This is a genomic window from Paraburkholderia unamae, assembly GCF_003268775.1.
Taxonomy (GTDB): domain Bacteria; phylum Pseudomonadota; class Gammaproteobacteria; order Burkholderiales; family Burkholderiaceae; genus Paraburkholderia; species Paraburkholderia unamae.
Genome location: NZ_QLSU01000022.1, coordinates 14,434 through 32,383, shown reverse-complemented (window position 1 = coordinate 32,383; position 17,950 = coordinate 14,434). Strand labels below are relative to the sequence as shown.

Annotated in this window: 16 protein-coding genes and 4 riboswitches; of the genes, 3 read left to right on the top strand and 13 right to left on the bottom strand. The window is 62.4% G+C overall.

Features of this window, described 5'->3' with window-relative positions; genetic code table 11:
• Window positions 1–12: 12 nt before the first annotated feature.
• From eno (C7401_RS29640) to C7401_RS29625, 4 genes are all read right to left on the bottom strand, one after another.
• Window positions 13–1,305 (bottom strand): phosphopyruvate hydratase, encoded by a 1,293-nt coding sequence (gene eno, locus C7401_RS29640; protein ID WP_112174957.1) that lies wholly within the window; start codon window positions 1,303–1,305, stop codon window positions 13–15.
• A 39-nt stretch (window positions 1,306–1,344) separates the two neighbouring features.
• On the bottom strand, window positions 1,345–2,643 hold the full coding sequence (gene eno / locus C7401_RS29635; protein WP_112174956.1) for a phosphopyruvate hydratase: 1,299 nt from the start codon (window positions 2,641–2,643) through the stop codon (window positions 1,345–1,347).
• 79 nt (window positions 2,644–2,722) lie between these two features.
• Window positions 2,723–3,259, bottom strand: a complete 537-nt coding sequence (ppa, locus tag C7401_RS29630) for an inorganic diphosphatase (protein ID WP_112174955.1) — start codon at window positions 3,257–3,259, stop codon at window positions 2,723–2,725.
• Entirely contained in the window at window positions 3,259–3,588 is a 330-nt protein-coding gene (locus C7401_RS29625) for a DUF190 domain-containing protein (RefSeq protein ID WP_112174954.1), read from the bottom strand. Before C7401_RS29625 ends, ppa begins: the two co-directional genes overlap by 1 nt.
• A gap of 172 nt (window positions 3,589–3,760) precedes the next feature.
• Window positions 3,761–3,828, bottom strand: a riboswitch (Fluoride riboswitch).
• A gap of 147 nt (window positions 3,829–3,975) precedes the next feature.
• Window positions 3,976–4,042, top strand: a riboswitch (Fluoride riboswitch).
• 123 nt (window positions 4,043–4,165) lie between these two features.
• Here C7401_RS29625 and C7401_RS29620 point away from each other — a divergent pair.
• The gene (locus C7401_RS29620; protein ID WP_112174953.1) at window positions 4,166–4,636 is read left to right on the top strand and encodes an HAD family hydrolase; all 471 of its coding nucleotides are present in this window, start codon (window positions 4,166–4,168) and stop codon (window positions 4,634–4,636) included.
• 48 nt (window positions 4,637–4,684) lie between these two features.
• Here C7401_RS29620 and C7401_RS29615 read toward each other — a convergent pair whose 3' ends face one another.
• Window positions 4,685–5,110, bottom strand: coding sequence for a hypothetical protein (locus C7401_RS29615; protein ID WP_133254424.1), 426 nt, complete (start codon window positions 5,108–5,110; stop codon window positions 4,685–4,687).
• Between the two features lie 94 nt (window positions 5,111–5,204).
• A riboswitch (Fluoride riboswitch) is annotated at window positions 5,205–5,273 on the top strand.
• Between the two features lie 76 nt (window positions 5,274–5,349).
• On the opposite strand from C7401_RS29615, the gene C7401_RS29610 reads away from it, so the two are divergent.
• Window positions 5,350–6,075, top strand: a complete 726-nt coding sequence (locus C7401_RS29610) for a hypothetical protein (protein WP_244314765.1) — start codon at window positions 5,350–5,352, stop codon at window positions 6,073–6,075.
• A 14-nt stretch (window positions 6,076–6,089) separates the two neighbouring features.
• Window positions 6,090–8,195, top strand: coding sequence for a dynamin family protein (locus C7401_RS29605; protein WP_112174950.1), 2,106 nt, complete (start codon window positions 6,090–6,092; stop codon window positions 8,193–8,195).
• Between the two features lie 87 nt (window positions 8,196–8,282).
• On the opposite strand, the gene C7401_RS29600 is transcribed toward C7401_RS29605, so the two are convergent.
• The 8 genes from C7401_RS29600 to C7401_RS29565 all read right to left on the bottom strand — a co-directional run bounded on the left by C7401_RS29600 (window position 8,283) and on the right by C7401_RS29565 (window position 17,949).
• Window positions 8,283–9,839: a MutS-related protein gene (locus C7401_RS29600; protein ID WP_112174949.1), complete on the bottom strand. Its 1,557-nt coding sequence runs from the start codon at window positions 9,837–9,839 to the stop codon at window positions 8,283–8,285.
• Entirely contained in the window at window positions 9,836–11,371 is a 1,536-nt protein-coding gene (locus C7401_RS29595; protein WP_112174948.1) for a MutS-related protein, read from the bottom strand. The genes C7401_RS29600 and C7401_RS29595 overlap by 4 nt, the downstream gene beginning before the upstream one ends.
• A gap of 159 nt (window positions 11,372–11,530) precedes the next feature.
• Window positions 11,531–11,598, bottom strand: a riboswitch (Fluoride riboswitch).
• 870 nt (window positions 11,599–12,468) lie between these two features.
• On the bottom strand, window positions 12,469–13,215 hold the full coding sequence (locus C7401_RS29590) for an SDR family oxidoreductase (RefSeq protein ID WP_112174947.1): 747 nt from the start codon (window positions 13,213–13,215) through the stop codon (window positions 12,469–12,471).
• 6 nt (window positions 13,216–13,221) lie between these two features.
• Window positions 13,222–14,475 (bottom strand): LLM class flavin-dependent oxidoreductase, encoded by a 1,254-nt coding sequence (locus C7401_RS29585; RefSeq protein ID WP_208948904.1) that lies wholly within the window; start codon window positions 14,473–14,475, stop codon window positions 13,222–13,224.
• Entirely contained in the window at window positions 14,472–15,317 is an 846-nt protein-coding gene (locus C7401_RS29580; protein WP_112174946.1) for an LLM class flavin-dependent oxidoreductase, read from the bottom strand. The genes C7401_RS29585 and C7401_RS29580 overlap by 4 nt, the downstream gene beginning before the upstream one ends.
• Window positions 15,295–16,062, bottom strand: a complete 768-nt coding sequence (locus C7401_RS29575) for an SDR family NAD(P)-dependent oxidoreductase (protein WP_112174945.1) — start codon at window positions 16,060–16,062, stop codon at window positions 15,295–15,297. Before C7401_RS29575 ends, C7401_RS29580 begins: the two co-directional genes overlap by 23 nt.
• A 2-nt stretch (window positions 16,063–16,064) precedes the next feature.
• Window positions 16,065–17,024, bottom strand: a complete 960-nt coding sequence (locus C7401_RS29570; RefSeq protein WP_112174944.1) for an aliphatic sulfonate ABC transporter substrate-binding protein — start codon at window positions 17,022–17,024, stop codon at window positions 16,065–16,067.
• Between the two features lie 70 nt (window positions 17,025–17,094).
• Window positions 17,095–17,949, bottom strand: a complete 855-nt coding sequence (locus C7401_RS29565; RefSeq protein WP_112174943.1) for an ABC transporter ATP-binding protein — start codon at window positions 17,947–17,949, stop codon at window positions 17,095–17,097.
• Window position 17,950: the final 1 nt, after the last annotated feature.

Below are 17,950 nucleotides of genomic sequence, written 5' to 3'. Positions count from 1 at the left end.
GTGCACCAGCGATCAACGCCTGCGCTGGAACGCCGCGCGCCCAGCATACTGTGCGCGTTCGCCAAGCCTCGCCTCGATGGTCAAAAGCCTGTTGTACTTCGCGACGCGCTCCCCTCTCGCCGGCGCCCCGGCCTTGATCTGGCCGCAATTCAGCGCCACTGCCAGATCAGCAATGCTTGTGTCTTCTGTTTCCCCTGAACGATGGGCGACCATGCACGAATATCCTGCAGCGAGTGCCATACGCGCAGTGTTCAGGGTCTCGGTGACCGTTCCAACCTGATTGGGCTTGATGACGACGCAGTTGCAGCAACCCTGAGCGATTCCCTTTACGAGAAACGGACGGTTGCTCACGAACAGATCATCGCCCGCTATCTGCATCCGGTCGCCGAGCTCGCGCGTCAACTGGGCATAGCCGCCCCAGTCATTGTCCCTGAGTGGGTCCTCGACAGACACCAGCGGGTATTGCTCGCCCCATTCCCGGCATAGTCCCACCATCTCGTCTGCCGAATAGTCACGCCCCTCACGCGACAGCCGGTATCGACCGTCACGCCAAAGGCCGGTCGCGGCGAAGTCAATGGCCAGCGAGATGTCTTCCCCTGGCCTGTATCCAGCGCGCTCGATTGCCTGCATCACCAGGTCGAGCGCCGCACGATTGGACGAAAGCGCCGGCACAAATCCCCCCTCGTCGCCGACGTTCGTCGAGGTGTGACGTTCGACCAGCAGATCACGCAATGCGTGGTACGTTTCCACCCCAAACCGGAGTGCCTCCCTGAACGTCGGTGCGCCGACGGGCACCAGCATGAATTCCTGAAGGTCGGGCCCGTCGTTCCCATGGATGCCACCGTCCATCACCGTGAGCATTGGCGTGGGCAGAACCCGCGCCTCGTCCCCACCGAGATACCGGAAAAGCGGCAGGCGGCAGGCCTGCGCGGCAGCGCGCGCGCATGCGAGGGACGCGCCCAGTGTTGCATTGGCGCCAAGACGGGACTTGAAATCGGTCCCGTCGAGTTCGATCAACACGGCGTCGATACGCCACTGGTCATCGGCGAGCAGGCCCATCAGCGCGGGGCCAATCAGTTCGTTGACGTGCCTGACTGCGTTCAGGACGCCCTTGCCTCCATACCGCTGACGGTCGCCATCACGCAACTCGATGGCTTCCGATTCTCCGGTCGACGCGCCCGATGGCACCGTTGCGTGCGCGAGAGAATCGTCGTCGAGCACGACGGTAACCTGCACGGTCGGATTGCCCCGGGAATCCAGGACTTCTTCTCCGATGACGCGAGCGATCGACGCGGACGTTGCCATCTGCACTTTCTCCAGGTGCCAGCGACTGCCGTTGCCGGCCTAGCTATGACGGGATTGCCGGAACGCGGAGCGCCCTGCAAACCGCGCGTCGTCACCGAGCATTCTCTCGATGGCGAGCAGACGGTTGTACTTCGCCACCCTTTCTCCGCGCGCCGGGGCGCCGGACTTGATCTGGCCACAACCCAGCGCGACCGCGAGATCGGCAATACTCGTATCTTCCGTTTCACCGGACCGGTGCGAGACAAGGCAGGTATATCCAGCGGAGAATGCGAGCTGCGCGGTATCCAGCGTTTCCGTCACGGTGCCGATCTGGTTGAGCTTGATGAGGATGCTGTTGCAGCAGTGCTCATCGATGCCTCGCTGCAGGAACTTCCGGTTCGTCACGAACAGGTCATCGCCCACGATCTGGACGCGGCTACCCAGCTCACGCGTCAATGCGGCGAACCCTTCCCAGTCACTGTCCGCAAGGGGATCCTCAAGCGATATCAGCGGATAGCGGCCCACCCAGTCCGCCCAGTACGCGATCATTTCCGCGGACGTCAAGACCCTGTCATCCCGGTTTAGGTGATAGCGTCCATCCTCGTAGAACGAGCTTGCCGCCGGATCGATACCAATCGCGATATCCTCTCCGGCCCGGTACCCTGCGCGCTCTATCGCCCGCAGGATGAGTTCCACGGCAACCGCGTTCGAGGGCAACTGGGGAACATAGCCGCCTTCGTCACCCACATTCGTGGACGCGCCTCCCTCGGCCAGCACGGCGCCGAGCGCGTGGTACGTTTCCGCGCCATACCGCAGGGCCTCGCGAAACGTCGGCGCACCCAGCGGCACCAGCTTGTACTCCTGGACATCCGGGCCACGGTGCGCGTGTTTGCCGCCGTTCAGTACATTGAACATCGGGACAGGCAGCACGTGGGCGTTTGTTCCCCCTAGATACCGGAACAGCGGCAAGCCGCTCTCCACTGCCCCGACTTTCGCGCAGGCAAGTGAAGCGCCCAAAATCGCATTCGCACCGAGCACCGCTTTCGTCTCGGAGCCGTCCACCTCGATGAGCTTCTCGTCAATCAGTCGCTGATCGTCCGCTCTCATGCCCGTCAGCGCCCACGCGATCTCTTCGTTCACGTGTTTGACCGCGCGCAGTACGCCCTTGCCCCCATATCGCCCGGGATCCCTGTCACGAAGTTCGACCGCTTCAAACTCGCCCGTCGATGCCCCGGAAGGCACTGCCGCGCTGGCGCTGATTCCATTGCCCAGCGTGACGGTCACCTCGACCGTTGGATTGCCGCGCGAATCGAGGATTTCGTCGGCCTCTATCCTGTCAATCACTGCGTGGTTGCTCATCGCGGCTCCTGTCGACTCGGCACCTAAATACGGTAGCCGGGCTTACGCGTGGCCACCTCGCAATCAGAGGAAGACGGATTCAGGGATGCGCGTCGTGAAACGCCGCCACCGCGCCGCGGATTGCCTGATACGCCGCGTCGATATCCGCCCACCCCTCGAACTGCACCCACTTGCCCGGCTCGAGCTTCTTGTAGTTTTCAAAGAAAAACTGGATCTGGTTCAACGTGTACTCGCCAACGCCACCCAGGTCCGTGATGTTGCGGGTCGCCGGGCAGACACCGTCCGTCGGCACCGCGATCACCTTCTCGTCAGGGCCGGCCTGATCGGTCATGTTCAGTAGTCCCACCGGCCGACAGGGAATGAGCGACAGCCGCTCGAGCGGAAATGGCGCGATTACGATGATGTCCAGCGGATCGCCGTCCCGGGCAAGTGTCTGCGGAATGAAGCCATAATTGCCGGGGTAGCGCATACCGGCGCTCATGATCCGGTCAACCCTCAGGAGTCCGAGGTGTTTATCTGCCTCGTATTTCACCGGTTCGCTCTGGGCGGGAATCTCGATGATGGCATTGACTTCCAGCGGAACGTTATCGCCGGGTGGAATAGTGTTGAAATCCATCACTGGCCTCCCACCGTTCCCAGGGTCTCGTACTCGATCGGTGTGCGGGTATAGAAAAGGCGAATGCCGCCGGCCCGCAGTCGAGCCAGCATTCCATCTATCCTTTCGTCCTCGCCAATCAACGTCACAGCGACCGGTTGATCCGTGAGTTCGAAGAAACGCGCCGCGTGGTATCGGCCCTTCGCGTCCACGCCCTCTGCCACCTCGACGACCGTCGCGCCGACGATACCGGCCTCTTTGGCTTCATGGAGCAACCATTCAACCACGGTCATGTGTTTCACACGGTGGCTCTGGTTCGCAGCGTAGATAGTCAGCTGACTCCCCTTCATGGGCGCCTCCAAACGGACAAGCTGGCTGCCACATTGAGAGAAAACGAACGCGTGTGTGCACCACGCCTCGCAAGGCACGGAAAAGGAACAGATCGCATGAAATACCAGATTCGTAGATTGAACAAATCCGGGTAGCAGGACGCTTTGGCAATGCCCACGACCTCCTGACCCAGGGACCGTAGGCATCATTAGCCGGGCCAAGCCGGCGGTTTGAGGAGGAATGCCATCTCCTTTCGAACCAGTGTAACACGCATGTTTTGCACTCGCCACTGTCAGGCCCGTAGCACTTCCAAAGGCATGTTGTTCCCGAAACCAGGCTAAAGCACCATCTGCGCCAGTCAAAAACCGGATTGCGCAGCTTCCCGGCATTGTCTAGAGTTGAATCATGAATCTTACGGAGATGGCATTCTCCACCAACCGCCGGCTTGGCCCGGCTAATGATGCCTGCAGCCGTCCGGACGTCGGGCCGCGCTGTTGCGCATGTCTGTCTCCCCAAGCTCCAGGATGGCGCGGGCGAATCGCCTGGTCGCGCCACGGCAGGGGCCCGGTGTCCCGCAAGGCGAGCAAGGAGAGACGGATGATCGTCATCGACATCCCGGGGTTTCGTACCCTCAACCTCGAGCATCTTGTGCTTGACTTCAACGGCACGCTTGCCGCCGATGGGCGTTTGCTCGATGGCGTCGAGTCACGTCTGGCGGCGCTCGCCAATGAGCTCGATCTTCACGTGGTCACGGGCAATACCTACGGCGACGCGCGCGAGCATCTACGCAATTGTCCGGTGGAAATCGTCTGCCTGCCCGCTGCGGGACAGGCGCTCGCCAAAAGCGACTATGTTCGTCGCCTTGGCCCGGATCGCGTCGTGGCAATCGGTAATGGGCGCAACGACGCACTCATGCTCAAGCAGTCGGCGCTTGCGATCGCCGTGCTCGGCACCGAGGGACTCGCCATTGATGCAATGGACGTTGCCGATGTCGTGGTTCGTCACGCGGTCGACGGTCTGGGACTGCTGCTGCGCACGAAGCGGCTTGTGGCAACGCTGCGTAGCTAAGGGGGGACCGTTATGGACTACTACGGCATCGGCGGATCGTATATCGGTCTACCGTAGGTCAAGCGAACGCTGCACGGCGTCAAGATGCGCGCGAAGTCTCTCGATAAACGCGGCGTAATCTGTCTCGAACACCGGATCCAGCGCCCCGAAGCCGGACAGGCGCGCCGGCGACATCTCATCGATCGCAATCCCGACGAACTGCAACGTGACAGACAGCGCGTGCCTCGCATCAATCGGCTCCCCCTCGATGTCGATCCCCCACTGAAACGCCGCCCGGTCGACCTCTTTGTCGAAGTCTTCGAGGAAGCGCTGGACATGGTCGAGCTCGTCGCCAGCGGGACGACGCACATAGCTGATGTGAGCGCTGCTGCTCGCCTGGGCGCCACTCGTCTCCCGCACCTTTTCGAGGAGGTCCAGCAAACGCCAAAGATGCCCCCGCAGTGCACGTCTCGTGTTCCCGGATAGTGCCGCCATTTTCGAGCCTCCCTGCCCCCTTAGCGACAGTGTAGGACAACGCTCATGCCCGCAGGGGTGATCCGTTGCCAATTCGAGGCGGCGTCACTAGAATGAAGTTGCGGGAGATGGCATACCTCCTCAAACCGCCGGTTTTCGCCCGGCTGATGATGCCTACGGTTCCTGGTCGGGAGCTGTCGGGTCATCTCAATGCCCCTGTCCAGGTTTTGTTTTCCGTTTGGCTTACCGGACAGCGCCTCATGCCTGCCCCTTCCCATTGCGCTTCGCACTCGTCGCTGCCGTTGGCGTTGTCTGACGGCGAGATCGACTTTCTCTGGTGGTTTATCCAGGGCAGCATCATGGATGCGGCCGTGAGAGCGCGCCTCTATGCCCATTGGGGAATGTGCGCGCGGCATGCCCTTTCCTTTTTCTGCGTCGAGGCGGCCTTTCGCCCGCATCTGATCCACGGCAGCACAATTCTGTACAACGAACTGATGCGGCGTGCCGCGCACCTGCTTGCCGGGCATGGCGTGTACAGTCTGGCGCCGCCGGGCGTGACGCGGCATCGACTGCGTCCTTCTGGGCCATGTCATATGTGCACGCTGGGCTACGGCCCCGAATCTGCGGGGAACGCTCCGCAGGAACGCCTTGCTCAGGGTCGGGATCTCACCAATGCGCGCGCATTCGCAGTCGAGAATCGCGAAGGATGGCTGCCCTACGTCTGCGGTCAATGCGCCGGAGCCGGTGGCGACGACGTTCTTTGCCGCGCTCATCTGATTGAAGCAATGGAGCACGATGGTTCGACTGTGCTGCAGCACCACGGTGTGGCGGTATCCCACATTGCAGAGCATCTCGCGCGCTTCGAGCATTCCTTTCGTTGGGACAGCCGCGGAACAGATACCGCGGTGGATCGGGGTGCACTGATCGCTGCCATCGGGTGGTGCGCCGGCTGGAGCGAGATCCTGCAGACACTGGCGGCCACCTGAACAGAGAGACCACCATGCAGCGAAGCGACAGGACACACACATTCCCCGCGGCGTATGCCCGGCGCGTCGGAGATGTCTTCGTTCGCATCGATGCGTGTCTCACTGATGCGCTGCACTATCTCGATCCGGTCATGCAACGCTCGCCCTTTTCCTCCCGCGTCGCTGACGCCGTTCCGGTCCAGCACCAGATGATGCTCAGTGAACTCGAGTTGATCCGCAAGGCCATGCAGACGATCACCGCTCGCCATGAGTTTTCCCTGCCCGCGCCGCACAGAAGCTCCATCGAATCCTGCAGGCTCCGTGTCAGTGAAGCGATGCTCGCGCTCGCCGAACTTGATCCACGCGCTGCGAATGGAGCCGACGTCAGGGAAGGCTGTGTGTTGACCGAGGCGCAAGAGGAAGACGCCTGCCGACTCGTCGGTCATTTGATGACCTTGCTCGACGGGCTGGAAAATGCACTCGCGCAGGACTTCGATATGACGACACGGACGGGAGAGACGCTCGACGGTCCCGGGTCGCCCGGCCCACAACCCGTCCCGGTCAGTCGGCCCGCTCAACCGCTCGCAGGCGAGCTGGAAAGGATCACCGCGTCGCACGGGCTCGGTGACCTTCACCGCCGTTGCATCGACTTCGCACGACATCTGACGTCGCCGGACGTCGTCGTCGGGTTCTTCGGTGCCGTGAGTGCCGGAAAGTCGTCGTTGCTTAACAGCCTGATAGGCAACGCCCTGTTACCCGTCGCAGCGCTGCCAACCACTGCCGTACCGGTCGAGATCCGTTACGGGAAAGTGGAGCGCGGGATCGTTGAGTTTGCCGTGTCGAAGGCTGAGCTGATTGACCGCGCCCGCATAGCCGAATTTGTCGACGAGCATTCGAATGTCCGGAACTTCCGCGGCGTGACGCGGATCACGTTTGAAACGCCCGCGGCGCTGCTCTCCGGTGGCACTACCGTCATCGACACCCCTGGCATCTCCTGGGACAACGGGAAGGATTGGGACATTGCACAGCCAGGCGCAACTACCGCGCCATGGTGCGACATCGCAGTCGTACTCATCTCGGCCGCGGCCCCCCTCACCCTTCACGAGGCCGCCCTCGTTCGACAGCTTGCCGGCCATGGCGCACGGGTTGTTGTACTCGTTACGAAGGTCGACCTTGTCGGTGCTGAGGACCGTTGGCGCATCTACGAACACGTCGTTCGCGGGCTCTGGCAAAGCACACAGCTGGAAATTCCCGTCTATCTGGTCAGCACACGGGAAGAAGACCCACCATGGCGCCGTGCGTGGATCGATGGCCCGTTTGCCGAAGCACTGGCACAGTGTCGGTTGCAGCGAGCGGAAATACGTCGGCGTCAACTCGCGACACTACGGCGCGACGTGCTTGACGCTCTACAGACCCGGCTCAGGTTGCACGCGCCTACCGCCAGTACGAGAGCGCAGTTTGATGACGCATTGCGAACCCTTGCCGCGCGCCGCGATGCCGTTCACGCTGCAATCGGCTACGAGGCAGACCCCGCAAAAGCGATCGACCGGACAATCAACCGGCTCATCGACGAGGTTGCCCACAACGCCTCCTCGCTGTGGTCCGAAACTCACGAGCTGTCGTTCGACGCAACGCGGCTACTCGAACTCGCAACGAACGCGCGCGCCCTGTCGTTTGCCAGCGCGGCGATGCGAGCCGTCGAGATCCACCATGCGAGCGCTCGTATCGCGCTCCGCGGACTCGATGACGTGTCTGGGCTAACCGGCGCGGTCCCCGCGCTTCCGGTCTCTTTCGTTGCTCCGGCTTTCGCTCTTCAGGACGATTTGCCGACGACGTTGCTGGCGAGGTCATGGGGCCGAGTCTTCGGGCGGTGGGGCTTCTACCTCGGTGCGCGCGTTGCACTGCGCTCCAGTCCGTCGGTGCAAGTCGTGAGCCGGGCACTCGACACCTACCTCCACCTGCTCGAGACGTCGAAACAACGAAGCCTGACCTCGCTGGCTCAGGCGCTCGCGGACCACATCGAGCGGTTCGACCATGTCCGCGACCATGGTGGCGAAGGGGGGCGGCAGAACGTACAGCGCTTGAAGGATGATCTGACGATCCTTCGCGCTACCGAGCACGATGATCTTTCCGGCAAATAAAGCCGCCGTCGTCGAGACGCACCGGCTTTGCATGGGTAACTGCCCCGACGCCGGACAGCCTCGATCGGCGCGAGGATCGCCAGCGTGTCAAGACTCGTCGACCCCAGACAAGGTACCCTCGGACTTGGCGCTGTCGTCCGGCGCGGCCTGACCTGTGCCGAATATCTCCTGATAAAGATCCTGGCCGAAGCTTGTCTGCAGCGGCTCGTCCTCCACGAGCCTGAAAGTGCGGACGCCGTCGTCCCGGCGTTCGGCCCGCAGAAACGTCCCCGGATACGGATCGTCATCGTAGAGGCCCTTCGCCAGGGTAAACAGATGCGTCACGAGAACAACCTTTACGTGATGGGACAGCAGCGCATCCACGATCTGCCGACCAATCTCCGAGCCTTCCCGCTCGTTGGTCGACGCGAACGACTCGTTCGAAAGGAACAGGTCGTTTTCCACCAGATGATCGACCACCTCGCTCATGCGTTTCAGTTCCTCGTCGAATTTGCCGCCGTGCATCGTGGCGTCCTCTTCGCGCTTGTAGTGCGTGAAGATCGCCTGCGCCACATTCGCCTCAAATTCCGCGGCACCCACAAACATGCCAGCCTGTAACAGCATCTGGGCGATGCCAATACTGCGCAGAAACGTCGACTTGCCACCCTGGTTTGCGCCGGTCACCACGATGAGGTCTTTACCTGTTGCATCGACGTCGTTCGCAACGGGTGGCTGCTGCATACGCAATGCGAGACTGACGTCATACAGCTTCTGGAAACGGTGGTGACGCTCACCTGGTGGGTGCACCGCGGGAAAGCAGACCGGCATCCCGCGGCTTGAAAGCTCGTGACGCAGGTTGAGGCAGCCAAGATAAAAGCCAAGCTCGGCCCGGAGCATGAAGAAGAAACTCTTGATGTGATCGGCCGATTGCGCCAGCGCGTTCGCCACGTAATTGAGGCCTCTTGCCTCGAGCTCCGAGACAGCCCGCGCGCCGTTTTCATCCCGCTCCGCGATATGAAAAGTCCGGGATGGCGGCCCTTTTGCGAGCAGTCGCTTGAAAAGATTCAGGTCCTTTTCGTGAGGCTTGCGGAGCACGTAGTCTTCGCCCTTGTTCCCACGCCCGGGACGCGCGCTGATGAGGACGCCACTGCTGAACTTCAGCTCCTTCAGGCACCGCGTGATGCTGACGAAATAGTCGTCCGTCAACTCTTCCATCACCATCGCATAAAAGCGCCGGAAGCCGGCCGACACGAACTTCCCGACGTTGTCGTCAGCGACCCGGCGAAGCTTGCCCAACACACCGAGCATCGCCTGAATCAGATCTCGCGCACTGTGCAGCACACTGCTGGGCGACGCTGACAAGGCCCAATAGAACGTCTTGCGTTCAACCTCAAGCGCTTCGACCGCCATGGCGTAAAGCTGTCTGACTGTCTCTTCGTGTTCGACACAGTCCCTGAGGACAGCCTGCCGGTAAAGGATGGCATCGAGATCACTGAGGCTCAGGGGAAGAACCTTTCTGACCGTGTCATATAGATAGTCGTCGTTTGCGGACATGGCCCTGTAAAGCGTGTTCAGCTCCAGGTCCTGGTTGAGGGTACGTTCGTTCCAGAAATCGTCGCGCCCCCATGGGAAGTCATTCGCTTCATGGAGCAGATAGGCTTTCATGATGCCAGGCGCTCCCTGATACGTTCATAGGTGAGACCATATTGCTCGGCGATGGACAGCGCGTATGCGCGGCCATCGGCCGGACGCCTGCGGACACGAAACGTACGGACCGAGGGTCGGTCGGGGTTGATCTCGCTTACCATGCTCACGGTCTGTGGGCCCAGTCGCGCGAGTTCTTCGATGAACGTCACACAGACGCAGAGCGCGTCTCGCTCCATGATCTCGCCGATGATTTGCCGGCAGAGAAACAGCGCGTCCGCGAGCGTCGTCGAGCTGAAAATCTCGTTCATGAGGATGATGCTGCTGGCAGTGGACGCTTTGAGGATGCCATGCATTCGCATGAGGTCATCCTGAAGCTTGCCGCGCATGTCCAGGGTGTTTTCCTCGCGTTCGAAGTGTGCAAAGAGCCGATCGTAGAGAAAGAGATGCGAGTCGCGCCCCGGGACAGGCAGGCCCAGCCTCGCCAGAAAGTGCAGCTGCCCGAAGGTTCGAGCGAATGTCGTTTTTCCTCCGTTGTTCGGCCCGGAGACCACAAATATCCGCTCGGGGTCGTCAAGACAGAAATCGTTGCAGACGACATACACCTTATCGGTGCAGAGCTTGTGGGCCAGCACGAGATCGAAAGTACCGTTGCAGCGAACGGCCTTTGATTCAGCCGATACGATCGGATAGCTGAACGTCAGTCCCGCATCGCGACACAACTGGATATAGCTGCGATACGCGATGTAGAACTGGATCTCCCGGTCGAAGGCGGCAATGGTTGGGTCGAGAAAATCTGCATGGTTGCCGCAGAACGCTTCGAGCAAAAGAAACGGTTGAGGATTGAGTTCGGCCACACAGTCCAGGATCTGGGCCTCTACGTGGTTCATCTCGGGCCAGTCTTTCTGCGCCACGCGATGGTCCCTGGCTTCACCTTGCTTGAAGCGCTCGAAGAGATGAAGAACGTACGTGCTGTAGTCCCCCTCCTCGTTGTAGTTCAGGACCGTGACAGCACTTCCGTGGAGATGAATGCTGTAGCGCACCCCGGCCAGCGCCGACCGTGTTTCGTCGATATCACGCGACAGGCTAATAAATGCTTCGGAATCCACATGTTCCTTGAGCCAGACGCTAAACGCTTTCAATCCTCTGGACGGTGGCCGTGCATCTGTCAGCTGGCTGGAGAACGCTAACATTCCCTGACAGTAACGCGAAGCCGCTTCAAGGAACCACCATTGCTTCTGCGGCTTGTAGTAGAACTTCTGGACGTCTCCAAGACAGGCGCGCACTTTTCGCATGACGAGTGCGAACGCCTGCACGGGAAGCAGTACATCAGGATTGTCGAGGTCTCGCATGACCTCGTGCCGGTACCTGACTGCGCTCTCCCCGTTCAGTTCGGTGCGAAAAAACGGAGTGAGGTTGTATTCGTCGAGCCCGCGCGTCACATCGGTCACGAACTGGTCGAGATTGAGGTCGCCGAAGAAGTCCGGTTCGTCAACATCGCCGGACGGCGGGCCGTCTTTTGGCCTTTCAAAGAGAATGCTATGGAATCCCATCGATACCCCCACCGCTCGCGGGCTTCATCAGCGCGCACGGAATCCTTCGGCTCGATCGGCTAGCCGAAAAGGATGATCACGATCTGGGATCTGCCGCAGCGGCAGTCAGGCACGGAGGGCCTCGCGCGGTTCCCGCGCACGCCTGCAGCACCTGTTCCCAGGCCTGTAGGCATCATTAGCCCCGTTGGGGGCGGTTCTAGGGGAGGAATGCCATCTCCTATCGGCAGCTTACGCCGACGTCACCAGGCTTACAAGTGCGCCCTGCTCGACCGTCAAGCCGACAATGGACAGCGCAATTGCGTTGCGCAAGTTCTGCGCCCGAGACGCCTCCACGAACCGCGCAATGGGATCAACACCGAGGACTTCCCGCAACCCAAGAGCAATGCAGCCTCGAGATGAACTGCATCAACGAGAGGCTTAGGTGGCTCAAGTGAGCCTTTCCGGGAGAGCGGTTAGCCGCCGCCACACTGGAGTTCGGTATCCCGCTCCTTCGACCGCCTGTCGCTGGTCGCCGTGATGGGTAATCAGCAGTGCTTTGATTAGAAAGTGAATTTATACGGGGTCACTAGGCTGAGCCTTGAGCGGCTTAGGTGCACCTAACCGGAAAAATGCACGAAAATCAAAGGCACCCCAATTGGCGAGCACCGGCTCACTGGCCATCGCCTCGTCGTAATGCGAGGATGTGCGACGCCTCCCCCACGCCCCGAGCGCTCGGCCGGAGCGGATGCGGGCCTAACCGTCCCGGCTTAACCGCGCCGATTACGATCCGCAGACTCATCGCCGATGATCAACTTCGAAACTTCGAGTGCAATCGAGAATGGCAACTCAAGAGCAAGGCCGTTGCGCTCGATGACGTAAGCGACACGGTTTGACCACCAGACTAACCGATGGAGGGGGCCGAACAAGGTAAACACTTAGACTCTGCAGAGCATAAACGCTCACCTTGCCGCTACCCCCAGTTCGCGTTCGATCTGGCCGATTTGTTCGCCCAGATATTTGAAGAGGTATTGGGCGTGACAGCAGAAGCCGCTTGAAGGGCTCGCAACGATAGCGACGCGCCGCCCGCTCATGCTGGCGGACGGCACGTCTTTCACCCGTTATGCGACGGGATCGTTCTCGCCCACATATCGCCCGCCATCGACGATAAATTCGCACCCGGTGCTAAAGCGCGATTCGTCGCTCGCAAGGAACGCAACGAGGTTCGACACGTCCTGCGGCTGACCCGGCTCGCGAATCAGCTGGTTCGGACGGATCGGGCTGTTCAGCCCCGCCGTCAACTCGGTCACGATACGTCCGGGGTGAATCGAGTTCACGCGAATCTTGTGCGGCCCGAGTTCCAGCGCCGACGCCTTCGTCAAACCGCGCACCGCCCATTTCGCGGCCACATAGCCGACCGTGTTCGGCAGGCCGATCATCCCCGCAATCGACGAGACGTTGATGATGCTGCCACCGCCCGCAGCGATCAGCGACGGCGCGATCGTCTTCGTGCCGAGAAACGTGCCGTGCAGATTCACCTTCACCACGGCGTCGAAGTCCTCGAGGCTCGAATCGAGCGTGCTACCGAGCTTCTGGATACCCGCATTGTTGACAAGGATCGAAAGCGGCCCGAAGGCCGCTTCCGCCGCCTCGCGCGCCACCTGCCACGAGGCTTCGTCGATCACGTCCAGATGCACGTAGCGCGCGGCCTCGCCCAGTTCGGCGACCAGCGCCTCACCTTCGCGATCCAGCAGATCGCCGATCACGACGCGCCCGCCTTCGGCAACGAAGCGCCGCGCGTGCGATGCACCCAAGCCGCGGGCGCCGCCCGAAACGAATGCCACCTTTCCTTCAAACCGTCTGCTCATTGCGATTTACCCCGCCTCATGTTGATCGTCGATCGTTGATTCATTCATCCCCAGGCGCTCGCGCAGCGTCTGCGATTGCCCGATGCCCGCCGATGGGTCGCGCAGAATACCGGCGCGCGCCAGTAACGGCACCACTTCGTCCACGAAGGTTTCGAGGTCTTCGGTCAGCACATGCGGCATCAGCATGAAGCCGTCGGCCGCCTCGCCGCGAAACCACGCTTCGATATGCGCGGCGATATCGGCCGGTGTGCCCGAGACCGCCACATGTCCACGGCTGCCTGCGAGCAGTGCCAGCAGTTCGCGCACGGTCTGCGGACGGGCGCGTTCGATCACCCCGGCGATCACGCTGAAGCGGCTGCGAATACCCTCGAATTTCTCGATGTCGCCGAGTTCCGCAGGTAATGGCGCATCGAGCGCCACGCCCGACAGATCGATACCGAAGCCCGCCAGCCACGCGAGCGAAGCCTCGGGTGCGATCAACGCATCGAGTTCGCGTTTGCGGCGCAACGCCTCGTCCGCGGTTGTGCCGATCGACGGACTGAAGCCCGGAATCACTTTGATGCTGTCCGGATCGCGGCCATTCGAGCGCGCGCGCTCGCGAATGTCGGTGCGAAATTCACGCGCGGCTTCCAGCGTGTTCTGCGCGGTAAACACCACGTCGGCGTAGCGCGCAGCGAAGTCGCGTCCGTCCGGCGAGGAGCCGGCCTGAACCAGCAGTGGCCGCCCCTGAACCGGCGCTGGAATGCGTGCATTGCCGTGCTCGCCCGCGCGCCATAACGCATGGACTTCCTCGACGGTCTGCGCACCGCGTGCGTAACGCTGCGCGTGCGGTACCGGTTTGGTCTGCCCGTAGTTCGCGCTCGCGGCCGGTTCGCCGGTCGTGACGATATTCCAGGCCGCGCGTCCATTGCTTACGTGATCAAGCGTCGAGAACGTTCGCGCGATTTCTTCCGGACTGGAGAAGGTTACCGAACCGGTCGCGATGAGGCCGAGATGCGAGGTCGTCGCGGCCACGCCCGCCATCAGCGTGACGGCATCGAGTTCCCAGCGCGGACTGTGCTGCACGCCCGGATAGAACACGAAGAAATCAGCGACGAACATGGCGTCAAATTGACCACGCTCGGCGATCTGCGCAATTTCCTGGTAGTAGGCAATGTCGCGCAACCGGCCGGGCTGTGCACCCGGCAGTCGCCAGGCCGCCTCGTGATGCCCGGTGACTAGCGCATTGACGAACAGGATCAACTTGCGGTCGATACTCAAAGCGCCTCCTTCGTGCGAGCCAATCCCGGCGAGTCGAGTTGCAGGCGCGCACGCAGCGTCATGCGTTCCGGCGATATGCCACGTGCATGTCGCGCCAGCGCGGCGACAAAATCCGGCCACATGGCGGCATCCGCTGGCAGATGGACGAGCGCATCGCGTCCCGGAGTCGATGCGTCGTCTGGTACTGCGTGCCGGTAACTTAGCGGCGTGACGGCAACGGTGAATGGCCCGAACGTGACACGCTCGCTTGCGAGTGGCTGCACGTCGGCGTGCGGTTCATCGCCCGCTACTTCGTCCATCGCATAAAGCGGCAGGTGACCCTGCTGCGGACGCGGAATGTCGAGCGGCCCCGCCACCTGGTAGTGCGCGCCCTCGTGCTGCACGGCCTGCACGCGGGACGCATCGACGTACACCCCCGAGTCCTTGTCGCAGTGATGCACATCTGGCGCCCAACTGTCCCACAACGCATGCACCACCTGCAGGTACTCACGTCGTTGCGCTTCGTCGACCGTGCGGGCGAGATGCCAGCCTGCACGTCCATTGCTCGCGTGATCGAGTGCGGCGAGACGACGCGCCGCGGTGTACGGCGGCACCACCCGCGGATCGATTCCGGCGACCAGCCCGATGCGCGAAGTAATACCCGCCAGCGCACACAGCAACGTAAGCGGCTCGAACCCACCCTCTTCGGTTCCGACCACGAAGGCCGTCGCGCCCGCCGTTTCCGCCGCCAGCACGAGATCGCGAAGCGCGCCGAAGCGCGTCCCGCACGCATTGCGCGCGTACAGATGCCAGTCGCCCAGCGATGCTGCTCCGACGAGATCAGTTGGCAAGGAAACCTCCATCGCAAGGGATGATGGCGCCGTTCACGTAGTCCGATGCGGCCGACGCGAGAAACACCGCCAGCCCGGCGAGGTCATCGGGCGTGCCCCAGCGTCGTGCCGGAATGCGCTCGAGCGTTCTCTCGACGGCCGCTGCATCGCCTGCTAGTGCATCAGTGAGCGCGGTGCGCATGAAACCCGGCGCAATTGCGTTGACCTGCACGCCGAATGGCGCCCAGTCGCACGCGAGCGAACGCGTGAGCTGCGCGACGCCGCCCTTGCTGACGCCGTACGCCAGCGCGCCCGTCGATCCCGCAAAACTGCGGATCGACGCGAGGTTGATGATCTTGCCCGCGCGCCGTTCGATCATCGTGCGGCCGATGATCTGGCTCATCAGGAACGCCGCGGTCACGTTGAGCGCGAGCGTGGCATCCCAGTCTTCGATCGAATGCGTGTGCCCCGGTGCGCGAAACTGGTGCCCCGCATTGTTGACGAGAATGTCGATGCGGCCATCGAAGCGTTGCAGCACGTCGTGCGTGGCGCTGTGCAGCGCGTCGCGATCCGCAAGGTCGGCCTGCCGCGCAAAAACGGGCTGTCCTTCGGCGGACCACTTGGCGAGCACCGCATCGGGCACCGGCGCGATATCGATGACGCCGACCCGCGCACCCGCGCGAGCCAGCGCCCGCGCGATGCCCGCGCCGAGTCCGTCCGCGCCGCCTGTCACCAGCGCATGACGTCCGGTGAGATCAAACAGCGATGCGTGGCTCATCGTCAGTGCGCCGCCGGAATGTCGATGAACGTATCCACGTCCACCGCGTTACGCGTCAGGCGGTTGTCCTGGAGGAACGTCACCGATCGCTTGAGTTCGGCACGTGCGCTGGCATCGACGGGCGGCACGAATTCCGAGCGCGAGAACGCGACGAGCGTCTGTTGCGGGGTCAGACCGAACACCGGCGCGAGCTGCGTCGCGGCGGCCTGCGGATGCTGGCGCAGTTCGTCCGCACCGCGCTGGATGGCGCGCAGATAGGCCGTCACATACTTCGGGTGCTGCTTGAGCACGTCCGCCGACGCGATGATCGGATTCAGATTGCTCTTCAGGCCCGCTCCGGTGCGCAGCACGCGAATCTGATGGGTCGTATCGAGCCGGACGAAAACCGGATCCCAGACGAGCGCCGCGTCGATATCGCCTTTCAGAAGCGCCGTGCCCATGTCGTCCAGACCGAGGTTCACGAACTCGACGTCCGACAGCTTGAGCCCTGCACTTTGCAGGATCAGCACCAGCAGTTCGTGCACATTGCCGCCGCGCAGGGTCGCGACTTTCTTGCCCTTGAGTTCGTCGATCGACTTGATGGGCGAGTCGCTACGCACCACCAGCGCCTGCGCCGCGCCGCCCTTGTACGACAGCCCGATCATGCGATCGTCGATACCCGACGCACGGCCGACCAGTGCTGGCGTATCGCCGAGCGCAGCGATGTCGATATTGTGCGACGCCATCGCCTCGTTGACGGGTGGGCCGCCTGCGAACTGAACCCATTTCACCGATACGTCGCCGAGCCCTTCCTTCTTCAGTTCTTCCTCGACCCAGCCGTTCTGTTTGGCGACGAGGCTGGCCGAATACGGCACGAAGGGCATGAAGCCGAGTTTCAGCGTGTCGGCAGCGTGCGCGGCGTGGGCACCGATGCCGAGCAAGACGGCAACGGTTGCGGCGGCCAGGTTGAAGTAGCGTTTCATTGGTTCTCCGTTTCTGCGATTAGCGTCGTGTGGTTTTGAAGAGGTACGAATGAAGCGTTCGCGCGTGCGCTCAGGCAAGCGTTGCCGCATCCTGCGAGTGCGCGAAGAACTGCTCGTAGAGCGCGATCCGCTGCTGGCCGAACGCCGGATCGGCGCGGTTGCGCGGACGCGTAAGATCGACCCGCGCGATATGCCGCACACGCCCGGGTCGCGCGGAGAGCACGACGATGCGATCGCCGAGATACACCGCTTCTTCGATGTCGTGTGTGACGAGAATCGTGGTGATGCCCTCGCTCGCCTGCAGGCTCAGAAACTCGTCCTGCAACTGCATGCGAGTGATCGCGTCAAGCGCGCCAAACGGCTCGTCCATCAGCAGCACGCGCGGGCGTTGCGCGAGCGTGCGGGCAATCGCCACGCGCTGCGCCATGCCGCCCGATAGCTGCCCCGGCCAGGCGTCGCGAAACGCACTCAGCCCGACCAGCGCCAGCTTTTCTTCGGCGATCCGCCGGCGCTCCGCTTCCGGATGCCGATGCAACGCGAGTTCGACGTTCTGCTGCACGCTCATCCACGGCACGAGCCGGTGATCCTGAAACACGAAACCGCGATCGAGACCCGCCGCTTCGACCACCGCCGATCCGACCACCACGCGCCCTGCGTCGGCGCGCTCGAGCCCCGCGACGATGCGCAGCAGCGTGCTCTTGCCGCAACCGCTCGCGCCGAGTACGCACAACACCTCGCCGGCCGCGACCGTCAGGTCGATGCCCGCGAGCACCGGCACCGCGTCGCCGTCGGGGCGCGTAAATGTCTTGCTGACGTTCTCGATCGCAACCGGCACGCTGGCCGCCGCGCCTTCGCGTCTGACCCTTGCGGCCGGCGCGCGGAGCGCCTGTGCTTCTGCCTCTGCTCCTGCGTATGCGTTGCTCATG